Below are 25,736 nucleotides of genomic sequence, written 5' to 3' on the forward strand. Positions count from 1 at the left end.
AGTGCGTCGGCCTCTTGGACCGGGGGTTTTCCCTACCTTCAGGGGTGGCCCGGAGCATCCGAAGCACCGGGCCGCGCAGCCGGCCGAAGCGCCGGGCCGCAGGCGGCCGAAGCGTCGAAGCACCGACCGCACCCCGGAGCGACCCTCACCCCTCCGCGCGGTCCCGCCACGGCAGTTCCGCCGTGATCGTCGTCGGGCCGCCGACAGGTGACTCGATGATGAACAGGCCGTCCACCGCGCCCAGCCGGTCCGCGAGGCCCGCCATGCCCGTGCCGCCGTCCAGGCTGGCGCCGCCGTGGCCGTCGTCCCACACCTGTATGAGAAGCCGCTGGTCGGAGCGCCACACCTCCACGCTCGCCGTGCGCGCGCCACTGTGCTTGCTCACGTTCTGCAGGAGTTCGGAGACCGTGAAGTACGCGATGCCCTCGATCGCGGCGGCCGGGCGCTCGGGCAGGTCGGCGGTCACCTTCACCGGCACCGTGCACCGTGCGCCGACCGAGGAGAGCGCCGCGTCGAGCCCGCGGTCGGTGAGGACCGCCGGGTGGATGCCGCGCGCGAGATCCCGCAGCTCCTGGAGCGCCAGCTTCACCTCGCCGTGCGCCTCGTCGACCATCGCCGCCGCCGTGTCCGGGTCCTCCAGGAGCTTCTCCTTGGCGAGGCCCAGCCCCATGGCGAGGGCCACCAGGCGGGCCTGCGCGCCGTCGTGCAGATCGCGCTCGATGCGCCGCAGGTCGGCCGCCGCGGTGTCCACGACGACGCCCCGGTCCGACTCCAGTTCGGCGATGCGCCGCTCCAGTTCGTCCGACCGCGACAGCAGGCCGCGCACCATCGCCCGGTCCGCGTTGGCGAAACCCCGCGCGATGTACGGCAGCACCGGCCACAGTACGAAGAGCCCGACGGCCATCACGGAGAACGTCACGACGGCCCACGGCAGCCGGATGAAGCCGTACAGCATCGTCCGCCAGCCCACCGGGTCCTTGAGGCTGGACCACAGCCAGTTGAGCCAGCTGCCGGAGCGCTTCGACGGCGCGGGCATCGGGCTCGGCTCGTCGATCCGCACGTCGAGCAGCATCCTCGCCCGGCCCCGCTCGAACTTGCCGATCAGGCGCGCGCCGAACAGCGCGAGCGCGAGCAGCGGCAGGCCGACCACCGTCACCGACAGAAGGCCGCCGACGAACACGGCCGTCACCACGTACGTGAATCCGATGATGCCGACGGGAAGGTTCGCCAGCAGATGCGCGATCTCCTTCCAGGTGTGCACACCGAAGGCGAAACGGGCAGGCGGCGGGCCCTGTGGCGGGTCGTGCGCAGAGATGGTGCTTGCGGTCATACGCCAAAGGATCCCCGTCGCGCCGCGCTCGCGCCATGAGGGGGACCGCACGATCGCACTGTGGATAACCCCAGCCATCCCAGACTCGCCCACGGCTTGCCCCTGGCTTGTCCGTGACGGTCTGCTTACCTCGCCTTTAGCAGGCCCTAGACTCCCGTGCGTACAGATCGTCGAACAGGCGAGACGGTGAGTGGCGGAGTTCGCCGGTGGTGTGCCGGAGTCCGCCGGTGTCACCGGTGTTCAGGAGTGACCGGTGGCCAGGAGCGACCGGTGTCCAGGAGTGATTCGGGAGTGTTTCGGGAGTGAGGGGCTGACGTGTCAGTGACGAAGCACCACACGGACGTCGCGGCGAGCTACTTCGAGTCGTACTCCGTCGTCGGGCTGCTCGCCGTCGTGGGCGTGCTGTTCGTCGCCGTGTCGTTCGGCGCGAGCCGGCTCCTGCGCCCCGTCGTACCGACCCCGGAGAAGCTGCTCACGTACGAGTGCGGCGTCGACCCCGTCGGCGAGGGCTGGGCCCACACCCAGGTCCGCTACTACGTCTACGCGTTCCTCTACGTCATCTTCGCCGTCGACTCGATCTTCCTCTTCCCCTGGGCGACGATCTTCGCCGCGCCCGGCTACGGCGCCGCGACCCTCGTCGAGATGTTCATCTTCCTCGGCTTTCTGGCCGTGGGACTGCTGTACGCATACAAGAAGGGCGTCCTCACATGGACGTGAACCAGGAGCCCGCGGCCGAGCCCGTGTACCTCCCGGAGCCGAAGCGTCTCGGCGTCCTGTCCCGCCTCGCCCCCGAGCCGATGAAGGTGGTCCTCAACTGGGGCCGCCGGTACAGCCTGTGGGTCTTCAACTTCGGACTCGCCTGCTGCGCCATCGAGTTCATCGCGGCCTCCATGGCCCGGCACGACTTCATCCGCCTCGGCGTCATCCCGTTCGCGCCGGGCCCGCGCCAGGCCGACCTGATGGTCGTCTCCGGCACGGTCACCGACAAGATGGCGCCCGCCGTGAAGCGTCTGTACGAGCAGATGCCCGAGCCCAAGTACGTCATCTCGTTCGGCGCCTGCTCCAACTGCGGCGGCCCCTACTGGGACTCGTACTCCGTCACCAAGGGCGTCGACCAGATCATCCCCGTCGACGTGTACGTCCCCGGGTGCCCGCCGCGCCCGGAGGCGCTGCTCCAGGGCATCCTCAAGCTCCAGGAGAAGATCGCCCGCGAGTCGCTCGGCGAGCGGTACGGAGCGAACGGGGCGCGGCCGTCCACGGCGGCGCTGCAGAGCGGCCTGGTCGCACCGCCCGCGCCGGGCGCCGCGCCGGTGACGGGGGAGGACGCCGGATGACCGGCTGGCTGCCCGCTCCCGTCGAGGAGCTGTTCGGCGCGGAGGCGACCGCCGAGGAGTCGTACGAGGTCCTGACGGTGGACGTGCCCGCCGCCTCCTGGACCGACGCCCTGCGCACCGCCCGCGACGCACTGGGCTGCACCTACTTCGACTGGCTGAGCGCCGTCGACGAACCGGGCACCGGCTTCCGCGTGTCCGCGCACGTCGTCGCCCTCGCCCCCGTACGACGCCTGCTCGTCCGTACGACCGTGCCGCACGAGGCCCCGGTGCTGCCGACCGCCATCGACGTCTACGCGGGCGCGGGCTGGCACGAGCGCGAGACCCACGAGATGTTCGGCGTCCGCTTCGACGGCCACCCCCACCTCGTACCCCTGCTGCTGCCCGACGGCTTCGAAGGCCACCCGCTGCGCAAGGACTTCGTGCTTGCGGCGCGCGTCGCCAAGGCGTGGCCCGGGGCGAAGGAGCCGGGGGAGTCGGAACACGGCGGTGCCAAGCGCCGTCAGATGCTGCCGCCCGGCGTGCCCGACCCCAACGAGTGGGGTCCGCTGAAGGGGCAGCTTCCGGCCGCTCCGGCGCGACCCGCGCGCGGGGCGGCGGGGCGGGCGGCCGGCGAGAGGCCTGCACGACGTACGCGTACGGCGGGTGAGGGCTCGGCGAGCCAGGCCGCCGACAAGCCCGCCGACAAGCCCGCAGGCCAGGCCGCTGATAAGCCCGCCGGCCAGGCTGCTGACAAGCCCGCCGGCCAGCCGGAGGCCGCCGCTCCGGTACGCCGCGCGCGCAGCGCGTCGCAGGGCTCGGCCTCACAGCAACGTACGGAGCCGAAGCCGGAGTCGGCGCCGGAGTCGGCACCCGCGACCGGACCCACCGCCACCCCGGACGCCCCCTGGCACCACGCCCGCCCGGCCTTCGAACCGGACGCCCCGGCAACCCCCGAACCGAAAGCCCCTGAACCGAAAGCCCCTGAAGCCCCCGAAGCCGACGACCCCCAAGCAGACGACCCCGAAACCCGCCCAGGAGGCCCGCAGTGAACGACGCCCTCGACGTCGCCCTGCGACTCCTCGTCGTCTTCGTCGTCTTCCTGACGTTTCCCCTGATCATCGGCCAGACCGAACACAAGGTCATGGCCCACATGCAGGGCCGCCTCGGCCCCATGTACGCGGGCGGCTTCCACGGCTGGGCCCAGCTCGTCGCCGACGGCGTCAAGTTCGCCCAGAAGGAAGACATCGTCCCGGCCGAGGCCGACCGCCGTGTCTTCCAACTCGCCCCCGCCGTGGCGCTCCTGCCCTATCTGCTCGTCCTCCTGGCCATCCCGATCGGCCCCGGCGAGGGCGCGGTCGGGGAGGTCGTCGACGCGGGCATCTTCTTCGTCCTGGCCGTCATGGGCGTCGGTGTCCTCGGCTCGCTGATGGCGGGCTGGGCGTCGGCCAACAAGTTCTCCCTCCTCGGCGGCCTGCGCACCGCGGCCCAACTCCTCGCGTACGAGCTGCCGATGCTGCTCGCCGCCGCCTCCGTGGCGATGGCCGCGGGCACCGTCTCGCTGCCCGGCATCGTGGCCGCCTTCGAGTGGTGGTGGCTGCCCTGGCAGATCGTCGGCGCGCTCGTCTTCTTCGTGGCGGGCCTCGCCGAACTCCAGCGCCCGCCCTTCGACATGCCCGTCGCCGACTCCGAGATCATCTTCGGCGCGTACACCGAGTACACGGGCCTGCGCTTCGCCCTCTTCCTGCTCGCCGAGTATGCCGGGATCGTCGTCCTGTGCGGACTGACCACCGTCCTGTTCCTGGGCGGCTGGCACGGTCCGTGGGGCGCCGACGGGCTCGGCTGGGTGTGGACCCTGCTGAAGACCGCCGTCCTCGCCTTCGCCGTCATCTGGCTGCGCGTCACCTACCCCCGTCTCCGCGAGGACCAGCTCCAGAAGCTCGCCTGGACCCTGCTCGTCCCGCTCGCCCTCGCGCAGATCGCGCTCACCGGAATCGTGAAGGTGGCGATCAACTGATGGCTGCACAACTCCCGCCCGCCCGGTCCCGGATTCCCGGGTCCGGCCTGGCCAAGGGCCTCGCCGTCACCCTCCGCACGATGACGAGAAAGACCGTCACCGAGCAGTACCCCGAGGTCCAGCCCGACCTGCCGCCCCGCACCCGCGGCGTCATCGGCCTGTTCGAGGAGAACTGCACCGTCTGCATGCTGTGCGCCCGGGAGTGCCCCGACTGGTGCATCTACATCGACTCCCACAAGGAGACCCTCCCCGCCGCCGCCCCGGGCGGCCGCGAGCGCAGCCGCAACGTCCTCGACCGCTTCGCCATCGACTTCTCCCTGTGCATGTACTGCGGCATCTGCATCGAGGTCTGTCCCTTCGACGCGCTGTTCTGGTCCCCGGAGTTCGAGTACGCCGAGACCGACATCCGCGAACTCACCCACGAGCGCGACAAGCTCCGCGACTGGATGTGGACCGTCCCCGCCCCGCCCGCCCTGGACCTCGCCGCCGAGGAGCCCAAGGAACTCGCCGCGGCCCGCAAGGCGGCGGAGAAGCTGGCCGCCCAACAGGAGGCCGAGCGGGCCGAGCAGGCTGAACTCGCCGCGCAGGCCGAGAAGCCGGGACAAGCCGAGAAGCCGGGACAAGCCGAGCAGGCGCCGGGGTCCGGGCAGCCCGAGCCGGGGGAGGGCCAGGCATGACCCTCGCCGCAGCCGGCCACGGCACCCTCGCCGCAGCCGCCCCCCAGGGCTTCCTCTCCCCGACCGGCGTCGAGATCGCCTTCGTCCTCGTCGGCCTCGTCACCCTCGGCGCCGCCGTCGTCACCGTCACCACCCGGCAACTCGTGCACGCCGCGCTGTGGCTGGTGGTGGCGCTCGGCGGACTCGCCGTCGAGTACCTCCTCCTGACCGCCGAGTTCATCGCCTGGGTCCAGGTCCTCATCTATGTGGGCTCCGTCGTCGTCCTCCTCCTCTTCGGGCTGATGCTCACCAGGGCCCCCATCGGCCGCTCCCCGGACGCCGACTCGGGCAACCGGCCCGTCGCGCTCGCCGTGGCGCTCGCCGCCGCCGGGGCCCTGGTCTGGGTCGTCGCCGACGCCTTCCGTACGCAGTGGATCGACCTCGACAAGCCGCAGGGCACCACCGACGTCACCGGCTCGATCCTCTTCCGGCACTGGGTCCTGCCCTTCGAGGCGCTCTCGGTCCTGCTGCTCGCCGCACTCGTCGGCGCGATCGTCCTGTCCCGCAGGAACGCCGCCCGCTCCGACCGGGACGGTGCCCCCGGCGGCAGAACCGGCGCCGGCGACAGCGACAAGGAGCAGCGCTGATGCACCTCGCCTATCCCGCGGTCCTCGCCGTCCTCCTCTTCTGCGTCGGCCTGTACGGAGTGCTCGCCCGCCGCAACGCGATCCTGGTCCTGATGTCCGTCGAGCTCATGCTCAACGCCGTCAACCTCAACCTCGTCGCCTTCGACGTCTGGCTGCGCGACGCCCTGCACGCCGGCCAGGCACTGACCCTGTTCACCATCGCCATCGCCGCCGCCGAGATCGGCATCGGCCTCGCCATCGTCCTGGCGGTCTACCGCAACCGCGGCACCTCCGCCGTCGACGACCTCCGCGACACCGCCGAACTCCCCGACGACGGCGGTGACGGCGACGGCGGCACCGACTCCGAAGGCGCCGCCGCGGACGAGCCCGACGAGCCCGGCAAGCCCGATGGGCCCGCCGCGGGCAAGGCGTCGCAGAAGGCTGAGGCCACCGCGTGACCACGACCACCCTCGCCGTCCTCGTCCCCCTGCTGCCGTTCCTCGGCGCCGTCGCGGGCCTGCTGCTCGGCCGCAGGGTCCCCGGCCTCGCCCGCCCCCTCGCGGTGCTTCCCGCGCTCACCTCCCTCGCGCTCGCCGCCATCGTGGCCGTGCGCCAGGGCGGCGACGCGGCCGTGGACGCGGCCACCCAGCTCACGCCCACCGGCTCGGTCCCCATCGACCTCGCCCTGCACATCGACGGCTTCGCGGCCCTCGTCGCCGTGCTCGTCGGCGTCGTCGCCTCCTGCGTGCAGATCTACTCGACGGCCTACCTGCGCGACGACCCGCGCTACCCCTCGTACGCCGCCCTCGTCTCGCTCTTCACCTCCGCGATGCTGCTCGTCGTCTACTCCGGCGACCTGATGGTGCTCCTGGTCGGCTGGGAGATCATGGGCATCTGCTCGTACTTCCTCGTCGGCCACTACTGGGAGACGCCCGAGGCGCGCGCGGCCTCCCTGAAGGCCTTCCTGGTCACCAAGCTCGGCGACGTCCCCTTCCTGATCGGCCTGTTCGCCCTCGCCGTGGACGCGGACTCCTTCCGGATCACGCGGATCCTGGCCACCGTCGCGCAAGGCGGCCTGGACCACCCCACCCTCATCGCGCTGCTGCTCCTCGCGGGCGTCGCGGGCAAGTCCGCGCAGTTCCCGCTGCACACCTGGCTGCCCGACGCGATGGCGGGCCCGACGCCCGTCTCCGCGCTCATCCACGCCGCGACGATGGTCGCCGCCGGTGTCTACTTCATCGCCCGGCTCCTCCCGGTGTTCGCCGCCTCCGCGGCGGCCCTGGTCGTCCTCGCCGTCATGGCCGCCGTCACGATGGCCGGTTCGGCGCTCGCCGCGCTCGCGCAGGACGACATCAAGCGCGTCCTCGCGTACTCGACGATCGGTCAGCTCGGCTACATGACGGGCGCCCTCGCCGTCGGCGACCGCGGCGCGGCCGTCTTCCACCTCCTGTCGCACGGCGCCTTCAAGGCGCTGCTCTTCCTCGCCGCGGGCGTGATCATCCACGCCGCCGGCACCAACTCGCTGGCCGCGATGTCCCGCATGAAGGACCTGCGCGCCCGCGTCCCCGACGCTTACTGGACGATGACCGTGGCGCTCCTCGCGCTCGCCGCGATCCCGCCCTTCAGCGGCTTCTTCTCCAAGGAGGCCGTCCTCGGCGCCGCCGAGCACACGGCCACCGGTCACGCCGAGTCCGCCCCGGAGACGGCCGGTTGGATCGTCCTCGTCGCCGGCCTGGTCACGGCCCTGCTGACCGCCGCCTACGCGGCCCGCCTGTGGCTGCTCGCCTTCCACGGCAGGGGACCGGAGGCACCGGACCACGGCAGGCAGCCGGTCGCCATGACCGCCGTGCTCTGGGTGCTCGCCGTGCCGTCGCTGGCCTTCGGCGTGACCGTCGGCGTCCTCCCGGACTGGTTCGACGGCCACAAGCTCGCCCCGACGCTCACCACCTCCGTCCTCGGCACGGGCTTCGCCCTCGTCGGCGCCCTGGTCACGTACGGCGCCTGGCGGCACACCACCGCCCTCGCCGCCCGCGTCCCGATCGGCGCGGTCGCAGCCCACCCCGACGCCGACGCGGGCCAGGTCGAGGCCGAGGCCATCGCCACTCACGCGCCCGCGTACGGGGACGTGGCCTCCGCCCCCGACCCGGCGGACCCGGGCCGCCTCCTGCTCGGCCCGCTGCACCGCCACGCCGCCGTCGGCTTCCACCTCGACGCCCTCTACGCGGCCCTGTTCGTCCGCCCCGTCCAGGCAGGCGCCCGCCTCGTCCGCTTCCTCGACCGCGAGGTCGTCGACACGTACGTACGCGGCGCGGGCACCGCACCCCGCTGGCTCGGCGCGGCCGTCCGCCGCGCGCAGACCGGCAACGTGCAGACCTATCTGAGCGCGCTGCTCGCGGGCACCGTCGTCCTGGCGGTCGCCGCCGTCCTCGTCGCCACCGCCGGAGCGTGAGCAGCAGTGATCGGTATCAGTGAGTCAGTGATGCAGTTCCTTCTCGCGTTGATCGTCGTCGGCCCGCTCGCCGGTGCCGTCGCCGCTCTCCTCCCGGCCCCGCCCGGGCTGAAGGGGAAGTCGCCGGACCAGGCCGTGCTGCGCCACGGCGTGACCGTGACCGGCGTGATCCTCATCGCGGCGATCGTCCTCGCGCTCGGCTTCGACCACGACCACCCGTCGAAGATGCAGGCCACGACGGACATCAGCTGGATCCCCGCACTCGACGTGCGCATCCACTTCGGCATCGACGGCATCTCCCTCCCCCTTCTGGTCCTGACCGCGCTGCTGACCTTCCTCTGCGCGCTGTACAGCTACTTCAAAATGCCTGCCGGGCCGTCCCCCAAGGCATTCGTGGCGCTGATCCTCGTCCTGGAGTCCGGCACCCTCGCCACCTTCGCCGTCCTCGATCTGCTGCTGTTCTTCCTCGCCTTCGAGATGGTCCTCATCCCGATGTACTTCCTCATCGCCCGCTGGGGTGGCGCCCAACGCACGCGGGCCGCCTGGAAGTTCATCCTCTACACGCTGCTCGGCTCCGTCGTCATGCTGCTCGGCCTGCTCCTCATCGGGCTGAGGGCGGGCACATTCGACATGGTGGCACTCGCCACTGACAACGGCCGTGAGCTGAGTACGTCCGTGCAGGTCATCGCCGTTCTGGCGATCGGGATCGGGCTCGCGGTCAAGACGCCGATGTGGCCGCTGCACAGCTGGCTGCCCGACGCCCACACCGCCGCGCCCACCGTCGGCTCGGTCCTGCTGGCCGGTGTCCTGCTGAAGATGGGAACGTACGGGTTCGTCCGGATCCTGCTGCCGATCGCGCCCGACGGGATGGAGACGTTCGCGCCCTATCTCGCCGCGTTCGCCGTCGTCGGGATCATCTACGGATCGCTGGCCTGCCTCGCCCTCGCAAGGCCCGGCGCGAAGGGCGACCTCAAGCGCCTCATCGCGTATTCCTCTGTCGGCCACATGGGCTTCGTGCTCCTCGGTATCTCGACCATGACGCCCACCGGCGTGAACGGCGCGCTGTTCGCCAACATCGCCCACGGCCTCATCACCGGCCTGCTGTTCTTCCTGGTCGGAGCGCTCAAGGACCGCACCGGCAGCAGCGACCTCGACACCCTCGCCAAGGAGTCCGGCGCCGCCCTGTACGGCAAGGCCCCGCGGCTCGGCGGCCTGCTCGCGTTCGGCGCCGTCGCCTCGCTCGGACTGCCCGGACTCGCCGGATTCTGGGGCGAGATGCTCGCCCTGTTCGGCGCGTTCAAGCCCGCCGACGACCTCAGCCGCCCCGCGTTCCTCACGTTCATGGCGATCGCCGCGTTCGGCACCCTGCTCACGGCCGCGTACATGCTCATCGTCGTACGCCGTGTCTGCATGGGCCCGACCGCCGAAGCCGAAGGGGCACCGAGGCTCGCGGACGTCCACGGCTACGAGTTCGCCGCCTGGACGCCCCTCGTCGCCCTCACCGTCCTCGCCGGCCTCTGGCCCGCGGCCCTCCTCGGCCTCACCGATCCGGCCGTCCAGCAGCTCCTCGCAGGAGGCAAGTCGTGATCGCCGCCGAATCCACCGCGAGCCTCATCCAGTCCGTCGACTGGGTGGCCGTCGCGCCGCCCACGATCGTGGCGGTCGTCGGCCTCGCGGTCCTCGTCGCCGACCTGTTCCTGAGCGAGCGCAACAAGCACCTGCTCGGCTGGATCTCCCTTACGGGCCTGGTCGCGGCGGGCCTCTTCCTGCTGCCGCTCACCGACTCGCACCGCGCTGCCCGCTCAACGTTCTGCCTGAGTGGCCCACGAGCCACCGCCTGCAGCTACACGGTCGACGAGTTCACCCTCGTCATCCAACTCCTCGTCATCGGCGGCGCCCTGCTCACCGCCCTCCTGTCGATGACCGCCCTCAAGGACGCGCGGAACTCCGACAAGGAACTCCCCGAAGGGGAGTACTGGTTCCTGCTGCTCTCCTCGGCCGCGGGCGCCGCGCTGCTGCCCGCCTCCCGCGACCTGGCGACGCTCGTCGTCGCCCTGGAGGTCGCGTCCCTGCCCGCGTTCGCGCTCGTCGGCCTCAAGCGCGGCGACAAGCGCTCCTCCGAAGCGGCCCTGAAGTTCTTCCTGTCCTCGGTGACCGCGACCGCCGTGACCCTCCTGGGCGTCAGCTTCGTGTACGCCGCGACGGGCACCATGCACCTCACCGAGGTCGGCGAGAAGCTCGGGAACGTAGACGGACAGTTGGACACGCTCGCGCAGACCGGCGTCGTCCTGACCCTCGTCGGCTTCGCCTTCAAGGTGGCGGCCGTCCCCTTCCACTTCTGGGTACCCGACACCTACGTAGGCGCGCCTTTGCCCGTCGCCGCGTACCTCTCTGTCGTCGGCAAGGCGGTCGGCTTCACCGGCCTGATCCTCGTCACCGTCGTCGCCTTCCCGGAGTACGCGGACGTCTGGGGCCCGGCGCTCGCCGCGCTCGCCGCCCTCACCATGACCGCGGGGAACGTCGCCGCCCTGCGCCAGCAGGCCACGCGCGCGTACAGCGCGGTCCGCCTTCTCGCCTGGTCCTCGGTCGGCCAGGCGGGCTACCTCCTGGTGCCGATCGCCGCGGCCGGATACGCCGACCAGCGCTCCGACGTCCTGGAGGCCACCGGCGCCACGGTCGCGTACGCCCTGATGTACGCCGCCGTGAACCTGGGAGCGTTCGCCGTCGCCGCCCTGGTCGGCCGCACGCAGAAACTGAACCGTGTCAGCGACTACCGGGGCCTGTACGCGAAGAGCCCGCTGTCGGCCCTGGTCCTCGCGTTCTTCCTGCTCTGCCTGGCCGGCCTGCCGCCGGGCATCATCGGCCTCTTCGCCAAGGTCACCGTCTTCTCGGCGGCGGTCGACGCGGGCCTCGGCTGGCTCGCCGTCGTCATGGCGGCCAACGTGGTGATCGCGCTCTACTACTACCTCCAGTGGACGGCGCTGCTGTTCCGCGCGCCCGAGGGGGAGCCGGTCAAGCACCACGTCCCGGCCCCGCTCACCGTCGCCATCGCGGTCACCGCCGTGCTCGGCGTCGCCCTCTCCGGGGCGCCCCAGCTCGTCCTGCAGTTCGCGGAACACGGCGTGCGCTGAGCCGGACGTACGGCATGGGGTGAACGGGGAGTACGGCACGGACCGTCCCCGTCACCCGCGCGGCCCACACCGCTCCTGAGCGCACAAGGGAACTAGCACCCTCCGCCTGGCGTTGACCAGTGAGGGAGGGTCCACTGAACAGTGGAAGCACCAGCAAGCAGAGGGTTCCCCCGCGCACCACCAGGAGGGCGTACCGTGCACCGCCGGACCAACGGGCTGAAGACCGCCGTACTCCTCGGGGGACTGTCCGCACTCATCCTCGTCATCGGCAGCTTCTTCGGGCGTACGGGCTTGATCATCGCGCTCTTCATAGCGCTCGGGACGAACGCGTACGCGTACTGGAACAGCGACAAGCTGGCCCTGCGCGCGATGCGGGCCCGCCCGGTGAGCGAGTTCGAGGCCCCCGAGCTGTACCGCATGGTGCGCGAGCTCTCCACCCAGGCCCGCCAGCCCATGCCCCGCCTCTACATCTCACCGACGGAGGCACCGAACGCCTTCGCGACGGGCCGCAACCCGCGCAACGCCGCCGTCTGCTGCACGGACGGCATCCTGCGCATCCTCACCCCGCGCGAGCTGCGCGGAGTCATCGGCCACGAGCTGAGCCACGTCTACAACCGCGACATCCTCATCTCGTCGGTCGCCGGCGCCCTCGCCTCCGTCATCATGTTTCTGGTCAACTTCGCCTGGCTGATTCCGATCGGGCGCTCGAACGACAACGAAGGACCCGGCATCTTCGGGATGTTGTTGATCATGCTGCTCGGCCCGCTCGCGGCGTCCATCATCCAACTCGCCATCAGCCGTTCCAGGGAGTACGAGGCCGACGCGTCCGGCGCGCAACTCACCGGCGACCCGCTCGCCCTCGCCAGCGCGCTGCGCAAACTCGACGCCGGGACAAAGCAGTTGCCGCTTCCGCCTGAGCCACGGCTCGAAACGGCGAGCCATATGATGATTGCTAATCCCTTCCGGCCGGGCCAGGGTATGTCGAAGCTGTTCTCCACCCACCCGCCGATGGCGGAGCGGATCGCCCGGCTCGAGCAGATGGCAGGTCGTCAGCAGTGAAGACAGTTCTGAACGTCATTTGGCTGATCCTGTGCGGCCTGTGGATGTGCCTGTTCTACCTGTTCGCGGGTGTGCTTCTGTGCGTCACGATCATCGGCATCCCGTTCGGTCTCGCGTCGTTCCGCATCGGCCTGTTCGCGCTGTGGCCCTTCGGGCGCAAGGCGGTCGAGCGCGGGGACGCGGGAGCGCCCTCGCTGATCGGCAACATCCTCTGGCTGATCCTCGCGGGCTGGTGGCTCGCCCTCGGCCACATCTTCACCGGCCTGCTGCTGTGCGTCACGATCATCGGCATCCCGCTGGGCCTCGCCAACTTCAAGATGATCCCGATCTCGTTGCTGCCGCTTGGCCGCGAAATCGTGCCCACGGACGAGCCGTTCACGGCGGCTTCGTTCGGCACGCCCACACCGAGCGGCCCGCAGGGGCCGCCGTCCGGCGGCCAGGGCTGGTAGGACGCGCCGTCTTCGCCGCCGAGCGGCCGACGGGGGTGCTCGCCGCACCGGCCGGCAGTCGCCCCCGACGGGCTGCCGTCGCCCATGCCCCTCACCGCGGCGCTGCGCCGCCGACCTTCTTCCGTACCCCGTACGCTGCGGCCCCCACGGTCAGCACCACCGAACCCCCCACCACCGAACCCCCCGGCAGCGCGAACGCCAGCGTCACGCAGCCCACGAGGCCCACCGCGGGCCCCACCCGCGCGAGCGGCGCCGAACTCAGCGTCCACGCCGCGGCGTTGGCGATCGCGTAGTACACGAGGACCCCGAAGGAAGAGAACCCGACGGCGCCCCGTACGTCCACCGTCGCCGCGAGCACCGCCACCACCACGCCCACGGCGAGCTCCGCGCGGTGCGGCACCCGGAACCGCGGATGCACCGCGGCCAGCGCCCCCGGCAGATGACGGTCCCGCGCCATCGCCAACGTCGTCCGCGACACCCCGAGGATCAGCGCGAGCAGCGAACCGAGCGCCGCCACCACCGCGCCCACCCGCACCACCGGCACCAGCCCCGGCACCCCCGCGGCCCGCACCGCGTCCGCCAACGGAGCCGTGGCCTCCGCCAGGCCCCCGGCCCCCAGCACCGAGAGCACCGCCACCGCCACACCCGCGTACACGCACAGCGCGATGCCCAGCGCCAACGGCACCGCCCGCGGAATGGTGCGCGCCGGATCGCGCACCTCCTCGCCGAGCGTCGCCACGCGCGCGTACCCGGCGAAAGCGAAGAACAACAGCCCGGCAGCCTGCAGCACACCGCCGAAACCACCGTCCGACAGCCCCACCCCGAGGCGCCCGGCATCGGACCCGGCCGACCCCAGACACACCGCGACGACGGCCACGAGCACCACGAGCACCACGGCGACGATCGCCCGCGTCAGCCACAACGACTTCCGCACGCCCAGGTAGTTGACGGCGGTCAGCATGAGCACGGCGGCCACCGCCACGGCGTGCGCCTGCCCCGGCCAGGCGTACGCGCCCACGGTCAGCGCCATCGCCGCACACGAGGCCGTCTTGCCGACGACGAACGCCCAGCCCGCCAGATACCCCCAGAACTCCCCGAGCCGCTCCCGCCCGTACACGTACGTCCCACCGGACGCCGGATAGCGCGCTGCCAGCCGAGCCGAGGCCATGGCATTGCAGTACGCGACGACGGCGGCGATGCCGAGCCCGACCAGCAGCCCCGACCCGGCCGCACCCGCCGCGGGCCCGAGCACGGCGAACACCCCGGCGCCCACCATCGCGCCGAGCCCGATCACCACCGCGTCGAACACTCCGAGCGTCCGCCGCAACCCCACCGCCTCAGCGGCCCCCTGACGCCCCACAGGCTGTGTCATGCGCCGCACCCTACGGCCCTCCGGGAACCGCACACGGCCCGCCCGACGTCCTCCAGGACAACACCGCACGAAAAGGTACGAAGAGTCACACGCACGAAAAGGCAGGTCACCCATGGGCATCATCAGCTGGATCGTTCTAGGGCTGCTCGCCGGTGCCACCGCCAAACTCCTGCTCCCGGGCCGCGACCCGGGCGGCTTCATCGGTACGACGCTGATCGGGATCGCAGGAGCCTTCGTAGGCGGCTGGATCTCGGCCCGCTTCCTCGACCGCCCGATCGCCGACCACTTCTACGACGGCGCGACCTGGGCAGCGGCCATCGGCGGCTCCCTGGTCCTCCTGATCGCCTACCGCATCCTCTTCGGCCACTCCCGCCGCTGACGCCGACACCACAGACTGCAGCCAGCAGCAAGGGCGGGCACCCGATCCGGGTGCCCGCCCTACGTCGTACGAGATGAGCTGTCTACCGGTAGTTCACGAACTGCAGCGCGAAGTCGAAGTCCTGGCCCTTCAGCAGTGCCTGGACGGCCTGCAGGTCGTCGCGGCTCTTGGAGCTGACCCGCAGCTCCTCGCCCTGCACCTGCGCCTTGACGCCCTTCGGGCCCTCGTCGCGGATGATCTTCGCCACCTTCTTGGCGTTCTCCTGGGAGATGCCCTCCTCGATGGAGGCGAAGATCTTGTACTCCTTGCCGGACAGCTGCGGCTCACCGGCGTCCAGCGCCTTCAGGGAGATGCCGCGCTTGATCAGCTTGGACTGGAAGACGTCGAGGATCGCCTTGACGCGGTCCTCGCCGTTGGCCTCCATCAGGATCTTCTCGCCGGACCACGAGATCGAGGCACCCGCGCCCTTGAAGTCGTATCGCTGCGAGATCTCCTTGGCCGTCTGGTTGAGGGCGTTGTCGACCTCCTGCCGCTCGACCTTCGAGACGATGTCGAAACTGGAGTCGGCCATGTCCTGTGGCTCCTTGTATCGGTGTCTGCGTACTCAGCGTGCACACGGCCTTCGTCGCCGACCGCATCCGCAAAGCCTAGCCACAGCCCGCCCGCGGGTCCCCGGTCCCGGGTGCCGATCAATCGGGTGGCGAACCACCCCCGGGCATCAGGTATCGTTTACGTCGTTGCCACGGGCGCCGCGAACAGCGGTTCCAGACAGCAACCCCGGCGGTGTGCCCGAGCGGCCAAAGGGAGCAGACTGTAAATCTGCCGGCTCAGCCTTCCCAGGTTCGAATCCTGGCGCCGCCACACGAAGGAGACCCTCTCCGGCTTGCGGAAACGCAAGCGGAGGGGGTCTTTTCGTTTTGCCGCGCCACGCGCCACGCGCCGCGCCACCCGGCCCCGCGACCTCGCCCCCGCAGGTAGGCGTGGGCACACTGGGACGCATGTCGTCGCTCAGCTCGTCCCGTCGCAGACACTGCCCGGTGTGCCGTCGTGAAATCGCGGTCGTGGGCGGGCGGTTCGCCCGCCACGATCCACCGGGGCCGCGCGGCGGCGGCGACCTCGTCTCCTGCCCCGGCTCCCGCCGGCACGCCCAGCTGGGCGCCGCGCAGCCCGCGCTCGACGGGTACGTGGTGCCGGAGTTCCCGGGGCAGCTGCCGCTGTTCTGAGAGTTCCGGCTGGTCCGGCTGGCGGGGGCGTCATGCGGCCCCCGCAGACGGCGAAGCCTCAGTTCCCCGCGACCGACTTCACCGCCACCGACACCGGCGTCGACCCGCTGATCAGCTCCAGGGTGAGCCCCGCCGTCGCCGGGGTCTCCAGGAGCTCGGCCAGCGCCGCGGCCACGTCGTCGCGCGGGATCGGGCCGCGGCCCGTCGAGGCCTCCAGGCGTACGAGGCCCGTGCCGGCGTCGTCCGTCAGCATGCCGGGGCGCAGGACCGTCCAGTCCAGGGCGGCCCGGCCGCGTACGTACGCGTCGGCCTCGCCCTTGGCCCGCAGGTAGGCGTCGAAGATCTCGTCGCCGGGGTGGTGCGGGTCCGCACCCATCGACGACACCACGACGTACCGGCGGACCCCGGCCCGCTCCGCGGCGTCCGCGAACAGCACGGCGGCGCCCCGGTCCACGGTGTTCTTGCGGTCGACCCCGCTCCCGGGACCCGCACCGGCGGCGAACACCGCCGCGTCCGCGCCCTCCAGGTGCCGGGCGACCTCGTCCACGGAAGCCGACTCGAGGTCGCACAGCACCGGTTCGGCGCCGCCGTCCCGCAGATCGGCCTCGTGCGCCGGATTGCGGATGATCCCGACGGCTTCGTCACCACGCGCGGCGAGCAGTCGCTCCAGCCGCAGCGCGATCTGACCATGACCTCCAGCGATGACAATGCGCATGTCTCCGACGGTACGGCAGATTTGGGTGCTCGGCCCTGAGGCGGGGGTGCCCCAAGGCCCCCGCGCGCCCATACCGGCCTTCAGCCGCGTCCTCACACGCCGGATGGGCTTGAAACGCGCCTTCCCCCGGCCCCACAGGTCACGCCCCCCGCCCCTGCCGAGGCAGATCGAGCGCCACCGCGGCCGCCGAGTCGCAGTACTCCCGCACCGCGCTGGTCCGCGCCACCACGCGCCCCCGGTGCACGACGACACGGCTGTACGCCAGGGACAGCGCGCCGGCGAGGCTGTCGCCGCGTACCGCGAGGAGTTCGGCCGGAAAGCCCGCCTCCACCCTGACCTCGGGCAGCCCCAGAGCGGCCCGCGCCGCCGAACTCACCGCCCCGTAGGCCTCGTCGGGCCGCAACCCGTGCCGGGACGCCAGCAGATACGCCGCCTCCAGGGGGTCCCCGCGCCCGACCGGATTGGCCACGTCCCGCAGCGCCCCGCTGCCCGCCGCGACCCGCACCCCGGCACTGCGCAGCAGCCGGACCGGCGCCGTCCCCCGCCGCTCCGCGACCCCGCAGCCGCCCTGCGGCAGGCACACCACCGTCACCCCGGCCGCCGCGAGGCGTTCCGCGGTCCGCACCACCGCGTCGGCCGGCAGCCGCCCGAGCCCGCCGCACGGACCGATCGCCACCCCCGGCCGCAGCCCGCCCGCCATCGCCGCGAGCCGCGCCAGACGCGCCGGATTCCCGCCGTCCGTATGCAGGTCGACCGCGCAGCCGTGCTCCGCCGCGAGGTCGAGCACCGCCTCCGCGTACCCCATCGGATCGGGGTCCAGATCCGGACAACCGCCCACTACGGAGGCGCCCATTTTCACCGCGTCCCGCAGCATCGCGATCCCGTCGGCCCCCGCGACACCGGTCAGCAGCCGCGGCACCGCCACCACGGACAGGTCGACGAGCCCGCGCAGCGACCGCCGCGCCTGCAGCACCGCCTGCAGCGAGTCCAGGCCCTGCACGTCACCGATCCGCACATGCGAGCGCAGCGCCGTCGCGCCGTGCCCGAGCTGCAGCAGGGCGGCCTCGGTGGCGCGCCGCTGGACGTCCTGCACTTCGTACGACACCGGGCCCTGGGCGAGCGCCGTCAGGGCCGTGTCGCCGTGCCCGTGCGGCTCCGCGGTCGCGGGCAGCAGGAGGTAGCCGCCGAGGTCCACGCGGGCGGCGGGCGCGGTGAGGCTGCCCGCGGTGCCGACGGCCTCGATGCGGCCGTCCCCGAGCCGTACGTCCACGGTCCTGCCGTCCGTCAGGCGCGCCCCGCAGAGCAGCAGCCCTCCGGAGGCGTCCGGTGTGTCCGGGGAGTCGGGCGAAGAGGGCTGCTGCGGCCGGCTGTCGGGCATCGCGCTCCTGGGGCTCGGGGGCGGCTGCGGGCGGCTCGGGGGGTGTGGGGCCGCGGCCCGGGGGCACGCGACGGCACGGTGCCGAGACACGCAAGATCACGCAGAGTGAGTCGAGCCTAGGACGGCGGCGGGCCCGCTTCGCGGAGGAACGCAATAGTCGTACTGATGTGGTGCGAGGGCTTGGTGAGGCCTGGTGAGGCGGGTGGGACGGCCTGCTCGGAGGCCCGCGCTTCCCCCCGGACGGCCCTGGCGAAACGGATTTGGGCGATCGGCGGCCGAGCGTGTAATGTCTTCATCGCTCGCCCCAATAGCTCAGTCGGTAGAGCGTCTCCATGGTAAGGAGAAGGTCTGCGGTTCGATTCCGCATTGGGGCTCTGATGTGTGAAGGTTCCTCGCTCTCGGGCGGGGATCCCAAGCGCATCGCAGCGGTGTAGCTCAGTCGGTAGAGCAAGCGGCTCATAATCGCTGTGTCACCGGTTCAAGTCCGGTCACCGCTACCCTTAGTAGCCGATTGTGGGGTCGGTCCTCCGATCGGCTACTCTTTTATGCGTTCATCCGTCCATCCGTCCGTCAAGGAGCACTCACGTGGCTGCCACAGACGTCCGCCCGAAGATCACGCTGGCCTGCGTGGAGTGCAAGGAGCGGAACTACATCACCAAGAAGAACCGGCGTAACAACCCGGACCGTCTTGAGATGAAGAAGCACTGCCCGCGCTGCAACTCGCACACCGCGCACCGCGAAACGCGATAAATCAGGCTAGTACTCGAGGCCGTCCCCGCTCATTGGGGGCGGCCTCGAGTCTTTTTTGCGTACGAGGCCTCGCCCGCGTCGTCGTTCGCGCACGCGGCCCGTCCGCGTCACCGGATAACCCAAGCTGCCAGGAGGTGCCGAGCCATGGCGCTCGACCAGTCCTTCGTGGGGCGGTCCTACCCGCCCACCGACCCCTATGAGGTCGGCCGCGAGAAGATCCGCGAATTCGCGGTCGCGGTGGGCGACGCCAATCCGGCGTACGCCGACCCGGAGGCCGCCAAGGCGCTCGGCCACCCCGACGTGCTCGCCCCGCCGACCTTCGTGTTCGCGATCACGTTCAAGGCCGCCGGCCAGGTCATAGAGGACCCGCAGCTGGGCCTCGACTACAGCCGCGTCGTGCACGGCGACCAGAAGTTCGCGTACACGCGCCCCGTGTACGCGGGGGACCGGCTCACGGTGACGTCGACCATCGAGGCCATCAAGTCGCTCGCGGGCAACGACATCCTGGACATCCGCGGCGAGGTCCACGACGCGGCCGGCGAGCACGTCGTGACCGCCTGGACCAAGCTCGTCTCACGCGCGGCGGAGCCCGCCGCAGAGGGGGTGTGACGCGATGACGGCGAAGATCGCATACGACGACGTCGAGGTCGGCACCGAACTGCCCGCCCAGACCTTCCCGGTGACACGCGCCACACTCGTGCAGTACGCGGGCGCCTCCGGCGACTTCAACCCGATCCACTGGAACGAGAAGTTCGCGGTCGAGGTCGGGCTTCCGGACGTCATCGCGCACGGCATGTTCACCATGGCCGAGGCGATCCGCGTGGTGACGGACTGGACGGTCGACCCGGCCGCCGTCGTCGAGTACGGCGTGCGCTTCACCAAGCCCGTCGTGGTCCCGAACGACGACAAGGGCGCGACCATCGAGGTCAGCGCCAAGGTCGCCGCGAAGCTCGACGACAAGCAGGTCCGCGTCGACCTCCTCGCGAAGAGCGCCGACCAGAAGGTGCTCGGCATGTCCCGGGCGGTCGTGCGGCTCGCCTGAGAGGCCTGACGGTTCGGCCACCAGCTGTGCAGTAAGGGGCGTCCGCCATTGCGGGCGCCCCTTACTCGTACTCCTTGAAGACACCCCTGAAGGCAAGGCGCCCTGCAGGCCACCTCTTGACTAAGTTAGTGATTGGACACTAACTTGGTCACATGGTCAGGATGAGCGCAGAGGAGAGGCGCGAGAGCGTCATCCGCGCGGCGATGAGCGAGTTCGCCCGCGGCGGGTACTACGGGACGTCGACCGAGGCGATCGCCAAGCGCGTCGGAGTCTCGCAGCCGTATCTCTTCCGGCTCTTCCCGAGTAAGAAGGCGATGTTCCTGGCGGCGTCCGCGCGCTGCCTGGAGGACACCCGCAAGGTCTTCGAGAACGCGAGCGAGGGCCTGCGGGGTGAGGAGGCCCTGCAGGCCATGGCCACCGCGTACTCGCAGCTCATCGCCGACGACCCCGACAAGCTCCAGATGCAGCTCCAGACGTACGTCGCCGTGGCGGCCGCCGAGGCCGCCGGGGACCACGAGTTCGGCGAGATGGTGCGCGCCGGCTGGATGGAGATCTGGCAGGCCGCGCATCTGCCGCTCGGGGCGGACGTGAACGAGACGACGACGTTCATGGCCTACGGAATGCTGATCAACGTCCTGTCGGCCATGGGCTTCCCCGCCGACCACCGGGTCTGGGAGGGGCTCTGCCCGTCGCCCCAGCCCCGGGAGGGGTCCGCGCAGTCGTCGTAGCCGCAGCGGTCGTGGAAGTCGCGGCCCAAGGTCTGGTCCGCGGCTCGTCATGGCCACGAAAGTTAGTCATCAATAACTAACCCGACATTCGACACTCACCGTCCGGGGGAGACATGTCACAGCAAGCAGCATCCCGCGGGGGAACCGTCTGGGCCCTCGTCATCACCAGCGTCGCCGGTTTCATGGCGGCCCTCGACAACCTGGTAGTCACCACCGCGCTGCCCTCCATCCGCAAGGACCTGGGCGGCCACCTCGAAGACCTCGAATGGACGGTGAGCGCCTACACCCTCACCTTCGCCGTGCTCCTGATGTTCGGCGCTGCCCTGGGGGACAGGTTCGGGCGCCGCAAGCTCTTCGGCGTCGGCCTCGCGATCTTCACCGGCGCCTCGGCCGCGGCGGCCCTCGCGCCCGGCATCAACGAACTGATCGCCGCCCGCGCGGTGCAGGGCGTCGGCGCCGCGATCATGATGCCGCTCACCCTGACACTGCTCACGGCCGCCGTACCGGCTGCCAAGCGCGGCATGGCGTTCGGGATCTGGGGCGCCGTCAACGGCCTCGCGGTCGCCAGCGGGCCGCTCATCGGGGGCGCGCTCACCGAACACGTCTCCTGGCAGTGGATCTTCTGGCTGAACGTGCCGCTGGGCCTGGCCCTGCTGCCGCTCGCGCGGATGCGTCTCTCGGAGTCCTACGGCACCGGCGCCCCGCTGGACTTCACCGGCACCCTGCTCGCCAGCGGCGGCCTCTTCGGCATCGTGTACGCCCTGATCCGCGGCAACATCGACGGCTGGACCAGCGCGACCGTCCTGACCGGCCTGATCGCCGGTGCCGCGCTGCTCGGCGGCTTCGTGCGCCACGGCATCCGTGCCAAGAACCCGATGCTGCCGATGCGGCTCTTCCGGAGCCGGGCGTTCTCCGCGATCAACGCGGCCAGCCTGCTGATGTTCGTCGGGATGTTCGGCTCGATCTTCCTGCTCAGCCAGTTCCTCCAGGGGGTGCTCGGGTACTCGCCGACCGAGGCGGGGCTGCGCATGCTGCCCTGGACCGGCATGCCGATGATCGTCGCGCCGATCGCCGGGTATCTGTCCGACCGCATCGGCGGCCGCCCCGTCGTCACCGCGGGGCTCGCCCTCCAGGCCGTCGGGCTCGGCTGGTTCGCACTCGTCCTGTCGCCCGACGTGTCGTACGCCGCCCAGCTGCCCGCCCTGATCATCAGCGGGATCGGCATGGCGCTGTACTTCGCTCCGGCCGCCAGCCTGGTCATGGCCAGCGTCCGGCCGTCCGAGCAGGGGATTGCCTCCGGGGCGAACAACGCGCTGCGTGAGGTGGGCGGGGCGCTCGGGGTCGCCTTGATGGCGTCCGTCTTCTCCTCGCAGGGTGGGTACGAGTCGCCGGTGGCCTTCGTGGACGGGCTTGAGCCCGCGTTGTGGGTGGGGGCGGGGGTGGTCGCGCTCGGTGCGGTTTCCGCTGCGCTGTTGCCTCGGCGTGGGTCGGCCGCCGTGGCCGCCGAGGTCCCCGTGACCAAGGAACGGGAGCCGGTTTCCGTGTGACGGGGTTCTTATGGGGCTGCGCCCCTGTCCCCTCTGTCGGCCCTTCGGGCCTCGTCAGCAAGCGCCGGACGGGCTGAATCAGCCCGTCCGGCGCTTGCTGTGTGCGCGCCCGTACCCTTGTGCCTGTGCAGGTACTCCACGACGCCCCCCTCGCCCCCCTCACCACCTTTCGGCTCGGTGGTCCCGCGGCGCGGCTGATCACCGCCACGACCGACGCCGAGGTGATCGCCGCCGTTCGGGAGGCCGATGACGCCGGGACTCCGTTGCTGATCATCGGTGGCGGGTCGAACCTGGTCATCGGGGACAAGGGGTTCGACGGCACCGCGCTGCGCATCGCCACCGCCGGGTTCGTGCTCGACGGTGCGGAGCTGGAGCTCGCGGCCGGAGAGGTCTGGACGGACGCCGTGGCGCGGACCGTCGAGGCCGGGCTCGCGGGGATCGAGTGCCTGGCCGGCATCCCCGGCTCCGCGGGCGCGACGCCGATCCAGAACGTGGGCGCGTACGGCCAGGAGGTCTCCTCGACGATCACCGAAGTGATCGCGTACGACAGGAAGACCCGGGAAACGGTCACCATTCCGAACGCGGAATGCGACTTCTCGTACCGCCACAGTCGTTTCAAGGCCGATCCCGACCGCTTCGTGGTCCTGCGGGTGCGGTTCGCCCTGGAGGACGCGGGCGGGATGAGCGCCCCCCTCGCCTACCCGGAGACCGCCCGCACGCTCGGCGTCGAGGCCGGCGAGCGCGTGCCCGCGGCCATGGCCCGCGAGACCGTCCTCAAGCTGCGCGCGGGCAAGGGCATGGTGCTCGACCCCGAGGACCACGACAGCTGGTCGGCCGGGTCGTTCTTCACCAACCCGATCCTCACGGACGAGCAGTTCGCCGTCTTCCACGCGCGCGTGGCCGAGCGGCTCGGCCCGGACACCGCCCCGCCCGCGTTCCCCGCGGGCGACGGCCGCGTGAAGACCTCCGCGGCCTGGCTCATCGACAAGGCGGGCTTCACCAAGGGCTACGGCGACGGCCCCGCCCGCATCTCCAGCAAGCACACGCTGGCCCTCACCAACCGCGGCGGCGCCACCACGGAGGACCTGCTCGCCCTGGCCCGCGAGGTCGTCGCGGGCGTGCGGGACGCCTTCGGCATCACGCTGGTCAACGAGCCGGTGACGGTGGGCGTCAGCCTCTAGGCCCTAGGGCCGCTCACGACGCCAGCCACTCCCCGATCCCCGCCAGCAGCTTCTCCTGCACACCCGCCGGAGCCGCCGACCCCCGCACCGACTGCCGCGCGAGCTCGGCCAGATCGGCGTCCTCGAAGCCGTGGTGCTGCCGCGCGATCTCGTACTGCGCGGCCAGGCGCGAGCCGAAGAGCAGCGGGTCGTCGGCGCCCAGCGCCATCGGCACCCCGGCGTCGTACAGCGTCCGCAGCGGCACGTCCTCGGGCTTCTCGTAGACCCCGAGCGCCACGTTGGACGACGGGCACACCTCGCAGGTCACGCCGCGCTCCGCGAGCCGCTTCAGCAGCCGCGGATCCTCGGCCGCCCGCACGCCGTGGCCGATGCGCCGCGCATGCAGGTCGTCCAGGCAGTCGCGCACCGACGCGGGCCCCGTCAACTCGCCGCCGTGCGGCGCCGCGAGCAGGCCGCCCTCGCGGGCGATGGCGAAGGCGCGGTCGAAGTCCCGCGCCATGCCCCGCCGTTCGTCGTTGGAGAGCCCGAAGCCGACGACACCGCGGTCGGCGTACCGCACCGCCAGCCGGGCCAGCGTGCGGGCGTCCAGGGGGTGCTTCATGCGGTTCGCGGCGACCAGGACGCGCATGCCGAGCCCGGTCTCCCGTGAGGCGCTCTCGACGGCGTCCAGGATGATCTCAAGGGCCGGGATGAGCCCGCCGAGCCGGGGCGCGTACGACGTCGGGTCGACCTGGATCTCCAGCCACCCCGACCCGTCCTTGATGTCCTCCTCGGCCGCTTCCCGCACCAGCCGCCGGATGTCATCGGGCTCCCGCAGACAGGACCGCGCCATGTCGTACAGCCGCTGGAAGCGGAACCAGCCCCGCTCGTCGGTGGCCCGCAGCTTCGGCGGGGTGCCGCCGGTCAGCGCCTCCGGCAGCCGGACCCCGTACTTGTCGGCGAGCTCAAGCAGCGTCGAGGGCCGCATCGACCCGGTGAAGTGCAGATGCAGATGGGCCTTGGGCAGCTCTCTTACGTCACGTACGCGCTCCATTCCAGGATCTTGCCGTACGCACCCCGCGTCCCGGTAGCCGCTTTTTCCCATGGGGTACGCGCCTGAACAAAGAAACGGACCACCGCATCACGTGATGCGGTGGTCCGGTCCTCGTCGGAACGCGCGGGTCAGTCCCGCACCTCCGCCAGCAGCTTCTGCATCCGCGAGACGCCCTCGACCAGGTCCTCGTCGCCCAGGGCGTACGAGAGCCGCAGATAGCCCGGCGTCCCGAAGGCCTCACCGGGGACCACCGCGACCTCGACCTCCTCCAGGATGAGCGCGGCCAGCTCGACGGAGCTCTGCGGGCGCTTGCCGCGGATCTCCTTGCCGATCAGCGCCTTCACCGAGGGGTACACGTAGAACGCGCCCTCGGGCTCCGGGCACACGACGCCGTCGATCTCGTTCAGCATCCGCACGATCGTCCGGCGGCGCCGGTCGAAGGCCTCACGCATCCTGTCGACGGCCGTCAGGTCACCGGAGACGGCGGCGATGGCGGCGGCCTGCGCGACGTTGGAGACGTTGGACGTGGCGTGCGACTGGAGGTTCGTCGCGGCCTTCACGACGTCCTTCGGGCCGACGATCCACCCCACGCGCCAGCCGGTCATGGCGTACGTCTTCGCGACGCCGTTGACCACGATGCACTTGTCGCGCAGCTCGGGCAGGAGGGCGGGAAGGGAGGTGAACTGCGCGTCTCCGTAGACGAGGTGTTCGTAGATCTCGTCCGTCATGACCCACAGGCCGTGCTCCAGGGCCCAGCGGCCGATGGCCTCCGCGTCCTCACGGCTGTACACGGCGCCCGTCGGGTTGGACGGGGACACGAAGAGCACGACCTTCGTGTTCTCGGTGCGCGCGGCCTCCAGCTGCTCCACGGAGACGCGGTAGCCGGTGGTCTCGTCGGCGACGACGTCCACGGGGACACCGCCCGCGAGACGGATCGACTCCGGGTACGTCGTCCAGTACGGCGCCGGGACGATGACCTCGTCGCCCGGGTCGAGGATCGCGGCGAAGGCCTCGTAGATGGCCTGCTTGCCGCCGTTGGTCACCAGGATCTCGGAGACCTCGGGCTCGTAACCGGAGTCGCGCAGCGTCTTCGCGGCGATCGCGGCCTTCAGCTCGGGCAGGCCGCCGGCCGGCGTGTAGCGGTGGTACTTCGGGTTCTTGCAGGCCTCGACGGCCGCCTCGACGATGTAGTCCGGGGTCGGGAAGTCCGGCTCGCCCGCGCCGAAACCGATCACCGGGCGCCCGGCGGCCTTGAGGGCCTTGGCCTTGGCGTCGACGGCGAGGGTCGCGGACTCGGAGATCGCGCCGACTCGGGCGGAGACCCGGCGCTCGGTGGGAGGAGTGACAGCGCTCATGGGGCC

At 71.3% G+C, this 25,736-nt stretch carries 27 protein-coding genes and 3 tRNA genes; 23 read left to right on the forward strand and 7 right to left on the reverse strand.

Translation table 11 applies throughout. From position 1 onward, the window contains the following. Positions 1-145: 145 nt before the first annotated feature. Entirely contained in the window at positions 146-1,330 is a 1,185-nt protein-coding gene (locus IEY91_RS29580) for a sensor histidine kinase (RefSeq protein ID WP_229697301.1), read from the reverse strand. A gap of 321 nt (positions 1,331-1,651) precedes the next feature. Between IEY91_RS29580 and IEY91_RS29585 the strand changes: the two genes are divergently transcribed. From IEY91_RS29585 to IEY91_RS29640, 12 genes are all read left to right on the forward strand, one after another. Further along, the gene (locus IEY91_RS29585; protein WP_189176398.1) at positions 1,652-2,047 is read left to right on the forward strand and encodes an NADH-quinone oxidoreductase subunit A; all 396 of its coding nucleotides are present in this window, start codon (positions 1,652-1,654) and stop codon (positions 2,045-2,047) included. Next, entirely contained in the window at positions 2,038-2,664 is a 627-nt protein-coding gene (locus IEY91_RS29590; protein WP_164321829.1) for an NADH-quinone oxidoreductase subunit B, read from the forward strand. Before IEY91_RS29585 ends, IEY91_RS29590 begins: the two co-directional genes overlap by 10 nt. Next, positions 2,661-3,692, forward strand: a complete 1,032-nt coding sequence (locus IEY91_RS29595; RefSeq protein WP_189176327.1) for an NADH-quinone oxidoreductase subunit C — start codon at positions 2,661-2,663, stop codon at positions 3,690-3,692. The genes IEY91_RS29590 and IEY91_RS29595 overlap by 4 nt, the downstream gene beginning before the upstream one ends. Beyond that, entirely contained in the window at positions 3,689-4,657 is a 969-nt protein-coding gene (locus tag IEY91_RS29600) for a complex I subunit 1/NuoH family protein (protein WP_189176328.1), read from the forward strand. The genes IEY91_RS29595 and IEY91_RS29600 overlap by 4 nt, the downstream gene beginning before the upstream one ends. After that, positions 4,657-5,334, forward strand: coding sequence for a NuoI/complex I 23 kDa subunit family protein (locus IEY91_RS29605; protein WP_189176329.1), 678 nt, complete (start codon positions 4,657-4,659; stop codon positions 5,332-5,334). Before IEY91_RS29600 ends, IEY91_RS29605 begins: the two co-directional genes overlap by 1 nt. After that, positions 5,331-5,960: an NADH-quinone oxidoreductase subunit J family protein gene (locus IEY91_RS29610; protein WP_189176330.1), complete on the forward strand. Its 630-nt coding sequence runs from the start codon at positions 5,331-5,333 to the stop codon at positions 5,958-5,960. The genes IEY91_RS29605 and IEY91_RS29610 overlap by 4 nt, the downstream gene beginning before the upstream one ends. Continuing rightward, the gene (gene nuoK / locus IEY91_RS29615) at positions 5,960-6,397 is read left to right on the forward strand and encodes an NADH-quinone oxidoreductase subunit NuoK (RefSeq protein WP_189176331.1); all 438 of its coding nucleotides are present in this window, start codon (positions 5,960-5,962) and stop codon (positions 6,395-6,397) included. The genes IEY91_RS29610 and nuoK overlap by 1 nt, the downstream gene beginning before the upstream one ends. After that, entirely contained in the window at positions 6,394-8,388 is a 1,995-nt protein-coding gene (locus IEY91_RS29620; RefSeq protein ID WP_189176332.1) for an NADH-quinone oxidoreductase subunit 5 family protein, read from the forward strand. The genes nuoK and IEY91_RS29620 overlap by 4 nt, the downstream gene beginning before the upstream one ends. Positions 8,389-8,394: 6 nt before the next feature. Continuing rightward, entirely contained in the window at positions 8,395-9,975 is a 1,581-nt protein-coding gene (locus IEY91_RS29625; RefSeq protein ID WP_189176333.1) for an NADH-quinone oxidoreductase subunit M, read from the forward strand. Beyond that, a complete protein-coding gene (locus IEY91_RS29630; RefSeq protein ID WP_189176334.1) occupies positions 9,972-11,519 on the forward strand; it encodes an NADH-quinone oxidoreductase subunit N in 1,548 nt (515 codons plus the stop codon). Before IEY91_RS29625 ends, IEY91_RS29630 begins: the two co-directional genes overlap by 4 nt. 195 nt (positions 11,520-11,714) lie before the next feature. Then, the gene (gene htpX / locus IEY91_RS29635) at positions 11,715-12,578 is read left to right on the forward strand and encodes a zinc metalloprotease HtpX (protein WP_164321811.1); all 864 of its coding nucleotides are present in this window, start codon (positions 11,715-11,717) and stop codon (positions 12,576-12,578) included. Continuing rightward, the gene (locus IEY91_RS29640; RefSeq protein ID WP_189176335.1) at positions 12,575-13,027 is read left to right on the forward strand and encodes a YccF domain-containing protein; all 453 of its coding nucleotides are present in this window, start codon (positions 12,575-12,577) and stop codon (positions 13,025-13,027) included. The genes htpX and IEY91_RS29640 overlap by 4 nt, the downstream gene beginning before the upstream one ends. 91 nt (positions 13,028-13,118) lie before the next feature. Here IEY91_RS29640 and IEY91_RS29645 read toward each other — a convergent pair whose 3' ends face one another. Continuing rightward, entirely contained in the window at positions 13,119-14,399 is a 1,281-nt protein-coding gene (locus tag IEY91_RS29645) for an APC family permease (RefSeq protein WP_189176336.1), read from the reverse strand. A gap of 112 nt (positions 14,400-14,511) precedes the next feature. Between IEY91_RS29645 and IEY91_RS29650 the strand changes: the two genes are divergently transcribed. Next, positions 14,512-14,778 (forward strand): GlsB/YeaQ/YmgE family stress response membrane protein, encoded by a 267-nt coding sequence (locus tag IEY91_RS29650; RefSeq protein WP_016640223.1) that lies wholly within the window; start codon positions 14,512-14,514, stop codon positions 14,776-14,778. 82 nt (positions 14,779-14,860) lie between these two features. Here IEY91_RS29650 and IEY91_RS29655 read toward each other — a convergent pair whose 3' ends face one another. Then, on the reverse strand, positions 14,861-15,349 hold the full coding sequence (locus IEY91_RS29655) for a YajQ family cyclic di-GMP-binding protein (RefSeq protein ID WP_164321805.1): 489 nt from the start codon (positions 15,347-15,349) through the stop codon (positions 14,861-14,863). A gap of 208 nt (positions 15,350-15,557) precedes the next feature. Between IEY91_RS29655 and IEY91_RS29660 the strand changes: the two genes are divergently transcribed. Both IEY91_RS29660 and IEY91_RS29665 read left to right on the forward strand, forming a co-directional pair. Further along, positions 15,558-15,639, forward strand: a tRNA-Tyr gene (locus IEY91_RS29660). Between the two features lie 137 nt (positions 15,640-15,776). Beyond that, the gene (locus IEY91_RS29665; protein WP_164321803.1) at positions 15,777-16,001 is read left to right on the forward strand and encodes a hypothetical protein; all 225 of its coding nucleotides are present in this window, start codon (positions 15,777-15,779) and stop codon (positions 15,999-16,001) included. A gap of 58 nt (positions 16,002-16,059) precedes the next feature. Here the strand turns inward: IEY91_RS29665 and IEY91_RS29670 are convergent, their stop codons facing one another. Continuing rightward, positions 16,060-16,716, reverse strand: coding sequence for an SDR family oxidoreductase (locus IEY91_RS29670; protein WP_189176337.1), 657 nt, complete (start codon positions 16,714-16,716; stop codon positions 16,060-16,062). A gap of 139 nt (positions 16,717-16,855) precedes the next feature. Continuing rightward, on the reverse strand, positions 16,856-18,094 hold the full coding sequence (locus IEY91_RS29675; RefSeq protein ID WP_189176338.1) for an amidohydrolase family protein: 1,239 nt from the start codon (positions 18,092-18,094) through the stop codon (positions 16,856-16,858). 301 nt (positions 18,095-18,395) lie between these two features. Here IEY91_RS29675 and IEY91_RS29680 point away from each other — a divergent pair. From IEY91_RS29680 to IEY91_RS29715, 8 genes are all read left to right on the forward strand, one after another. Next, positions 18,396-18,468: transfer RNA gene (locus tag IEY91_RS29680), tRNA-Thr, on the forward strand. A gap of 50 nt (positions 18,469-18,518) precedes the next feature. Continuing rightward, positions 18,519-18,591, forward strand: a tRNA-Met gene (locus IEY91_RS29685). A gap of 88 nt (positions 18,592-18,679) precedes the next feature. Further along, on the forward strand, positions 18,680-18,844 hold the full coding sequence (rpmG, locus tag IEY91_RS29690) for a 50S ribosomal protein L33 (RefSeq protein WP_003956487.1): 165 nt from the start codon (positions 18,680-18,682) through the stop codon (positions 18,842-18,844). 144 nt (positions 18,845-18,988) lie between these two features. Beyond that, on the forward strand, positions 18,989-19,453 hold the full coding sequence (locus tag IEY91_RS29695; protein WP_164321798.1) for a MaoC family dehydratase N-terminal domain-containing protein: 465 nt from the start codon (positions 18,989-18,991) through the stop codon (positions 19,451-19,453). Positions 19,454-19,457: 4 nt separating this feature from the next. Next, on the forward strand, positions 19,458-19,886 hold the full coding sequence (locus tag IEY91_RS29700) for a MaoC family dehydratase (protein WP_164321796.1): 429 nt from the start codon (positions 19,458-19,460) through the stop codon (positions 19,884-19,886). Between the two features lie 152 nt (positions 19,887-20,038). Beyond that, positions 20,039-20,614 carry a TetR/AcrR family transcriptional regulator gene (locus tag IEY91_RS29705; RefSeq protein ID WP_164321794.1) on the forward strand — a complete coding sequence of 192 codons (576 nt, stop codon included), beginning with the start codon at positions 20,039-20,041 and terminating at the stop codon, positions 20,612-20,614. 113 nt (positions 20,615-20,727) lie between these two features. Then, positions 20,728-22,161, forward strand: coding sequence for an MFS transporter (locus IEY91_RS29710; protein WP_164321792.1), 1,434 nt, complete (start codon positions 20,728-20,730; stop codon positions 22,159-22,161). 125 nt (positions 22,162-22,286) lie between these two features. Next, positions 22,287-23,342, forward strand: a complete 1,056-nt coding sequence (locus IEY91_RS29715) for a UDP-N-acetylmuramate dehydrogenase (RefSeq protein WP_164321789.1) — start codon at positions 22,287-22,289, stop codon at positions 23,340-23,342. A 13-nt stretch (positions 23,343-23,355) separates the two neighbouring features. Here the strand turns inward: IEY91_RS29715 and IEY91_RS29720 are convergent, their stop codons facing one another. Both IEY91_RS29720 and IEY91_RS29725 read right to left on the reverse strand, forming a co-directional pair. Continuing rightward, entirely contained in the window at positions 23,356-24,375 is a 1,020-nt protein-coding gene (locus IEY91_RS29720) for an adenosine deaminase (protein WP_164321787.1), read from the reverse strand. A gap of 128 nt (positions 24,376-24,503) precedes the next feature. Further along, entirely contained in the window at positions 24,504-25,730 is a 1,227-nt protein-coding gene (locus IEY91_RS29725) for a pyridoxal phosphate-dependent aminotransferase (protein WP_164321784.1), read from the reverse strand. Positions 25,731-25,736: the final 6 nt, after the last annotated feature.

The sequence above is a fragment of the Streptomyces lasiicapitis genome, assembly GCF_014646335.1.
Lineage (GTDB): Bacteria > Actinomycetota > Actinomycetes > Streptomycetales > Streptomycetaceae > Streptomyces > Streptomyces lasiicapitis.

Bases quoted from the DNA above. Each gene is read 5' to 3' on its own strand.
- IEY91_RS29725 (WP_164321784.1), bottom strand. From the start codon at position 25,730: ATGAGCGCTGTCACTCCTCCCACCGAGCGCCGGGTCTCCGCCCGAGTC.
- nuoK (WP_189176331.1), top strand. From the start codon at position 5,960: ATGCACCTCGCCTATCCCGCGGTCCTCGCCGTCCTCCTCTTCTGCGTC.
- IEY91_RS29705 (WP_164321794.1), top strand. From the start codon at position 20,039: ATGGTCAGGATGAGCGCAGAGGAGAGGCGCGAGAGCGTCATCCGCGCG.
- IEY91_RS29595 (WP_189176327.1), top strand. From the start codon at position 2,661: ATGACCGGCTGGCTGCCCGCTCCCGTCGAGGAGCTGTTCGGCGCGGAG.
- IEY91_RS29700 (WP_164321796.1), top strand. From the start codon at position 19,458: ATGACGGCGAAGATCGCATACGACGACGTCGAGGTCGGCACCGAACTG.
- IEY91_RS29645 (WP_189176336.1), bottom strand. From the start codon at position 14,399: ATGACACAGCCTGTGGGGCGTCAGGGGGCCGCTGAGGCGGTGGGGTTG.
- IEY91_RS29580 (WP_229697301.1), bottom strand. From the start codon at position 1,330: ATGACCGCAAGCACCATCTCTGCGCACGACCCGCCACAGGGCCCGCCG.
- IEY91_RS29670 (WP_189176337.1), bottom strand. From the start codon at position 16,716: ATGCGCATTGTCATCGCTGGAGGTCATGGTCAGATCGCGCTGCGGCTG.
- IEY91_RS29650 (WP_016640223.1), top strand. From the start codon at position 14,512: ATGGGCATCATCAGCTGGATCGTTCTAGGGCTGCTCGCCGGTGCCACC.
- IEY91_RS29590 (WP_164321829.1), top strand. From the start codon at position 2,038: ATGGACGTGAACCAGGAGCCCGCGGCCGAGCCCGTGTACCTCCCGGAG.
- IEY91_RS29610 (WP_189176330.1), top strand. From the start codon at position 5,331: ATGACCCTCGCCGCAGCCGGCCACGGCACCCTCGCCGCAGCCGCCCCC.
- IEY91_RS29655 (WP_164321805.1), bottom strand. From the start codon at position 15,349: ATGGCCGACTCCAGTTTCGACATCGTCTCGAAGGTCGAGCGGCAGGAG.
- IEY91_RS29695 (WP_164321798.1), top strand. From the start codon at position 18,989: ATGGCGCTCGACCAGTCCTTCGTGGGGCGGTCCTACCCGCCCACCGAC.
- IEY91_RS29710 (WP_164321792.1), top strand. From the start codon at position 20,728: ATGTCACAGCAAGCAGCATCCCGCGGGGGAACCGTCTGGGCCCTCGTC.
- IEY91_RS29675 (WP_189176338.1), bottom strand. From the start codon at position 18,094: ATGCCCGACAGCCGGCCGCAGCAGCCCTCTTCGCCCGACTCCCCGGAC.
- IEY91_RS29665 (WP_164321803.1), top strand. From the start codon at position 15,777: ATGTCGTCGCTCAGCTCGTCCCGTCGCAGACACTGCCCGGTGTGCCGT.
- IEY91_RS29720 (WP_164321787.1), bottom strand. From the start codon at position 24,375: ATGGAGCGCGTACGTGACGTAAGAGAGCTGCCCAAGGCCCATCTGCAT.
- IEY91_RS29605 (WP_189176329.1), top strand. From the start codon at position 4,657: ATGGCTGCACAACTCCCGCCCGCCCGGTCCCGGATTCCCGGGTCCGGC.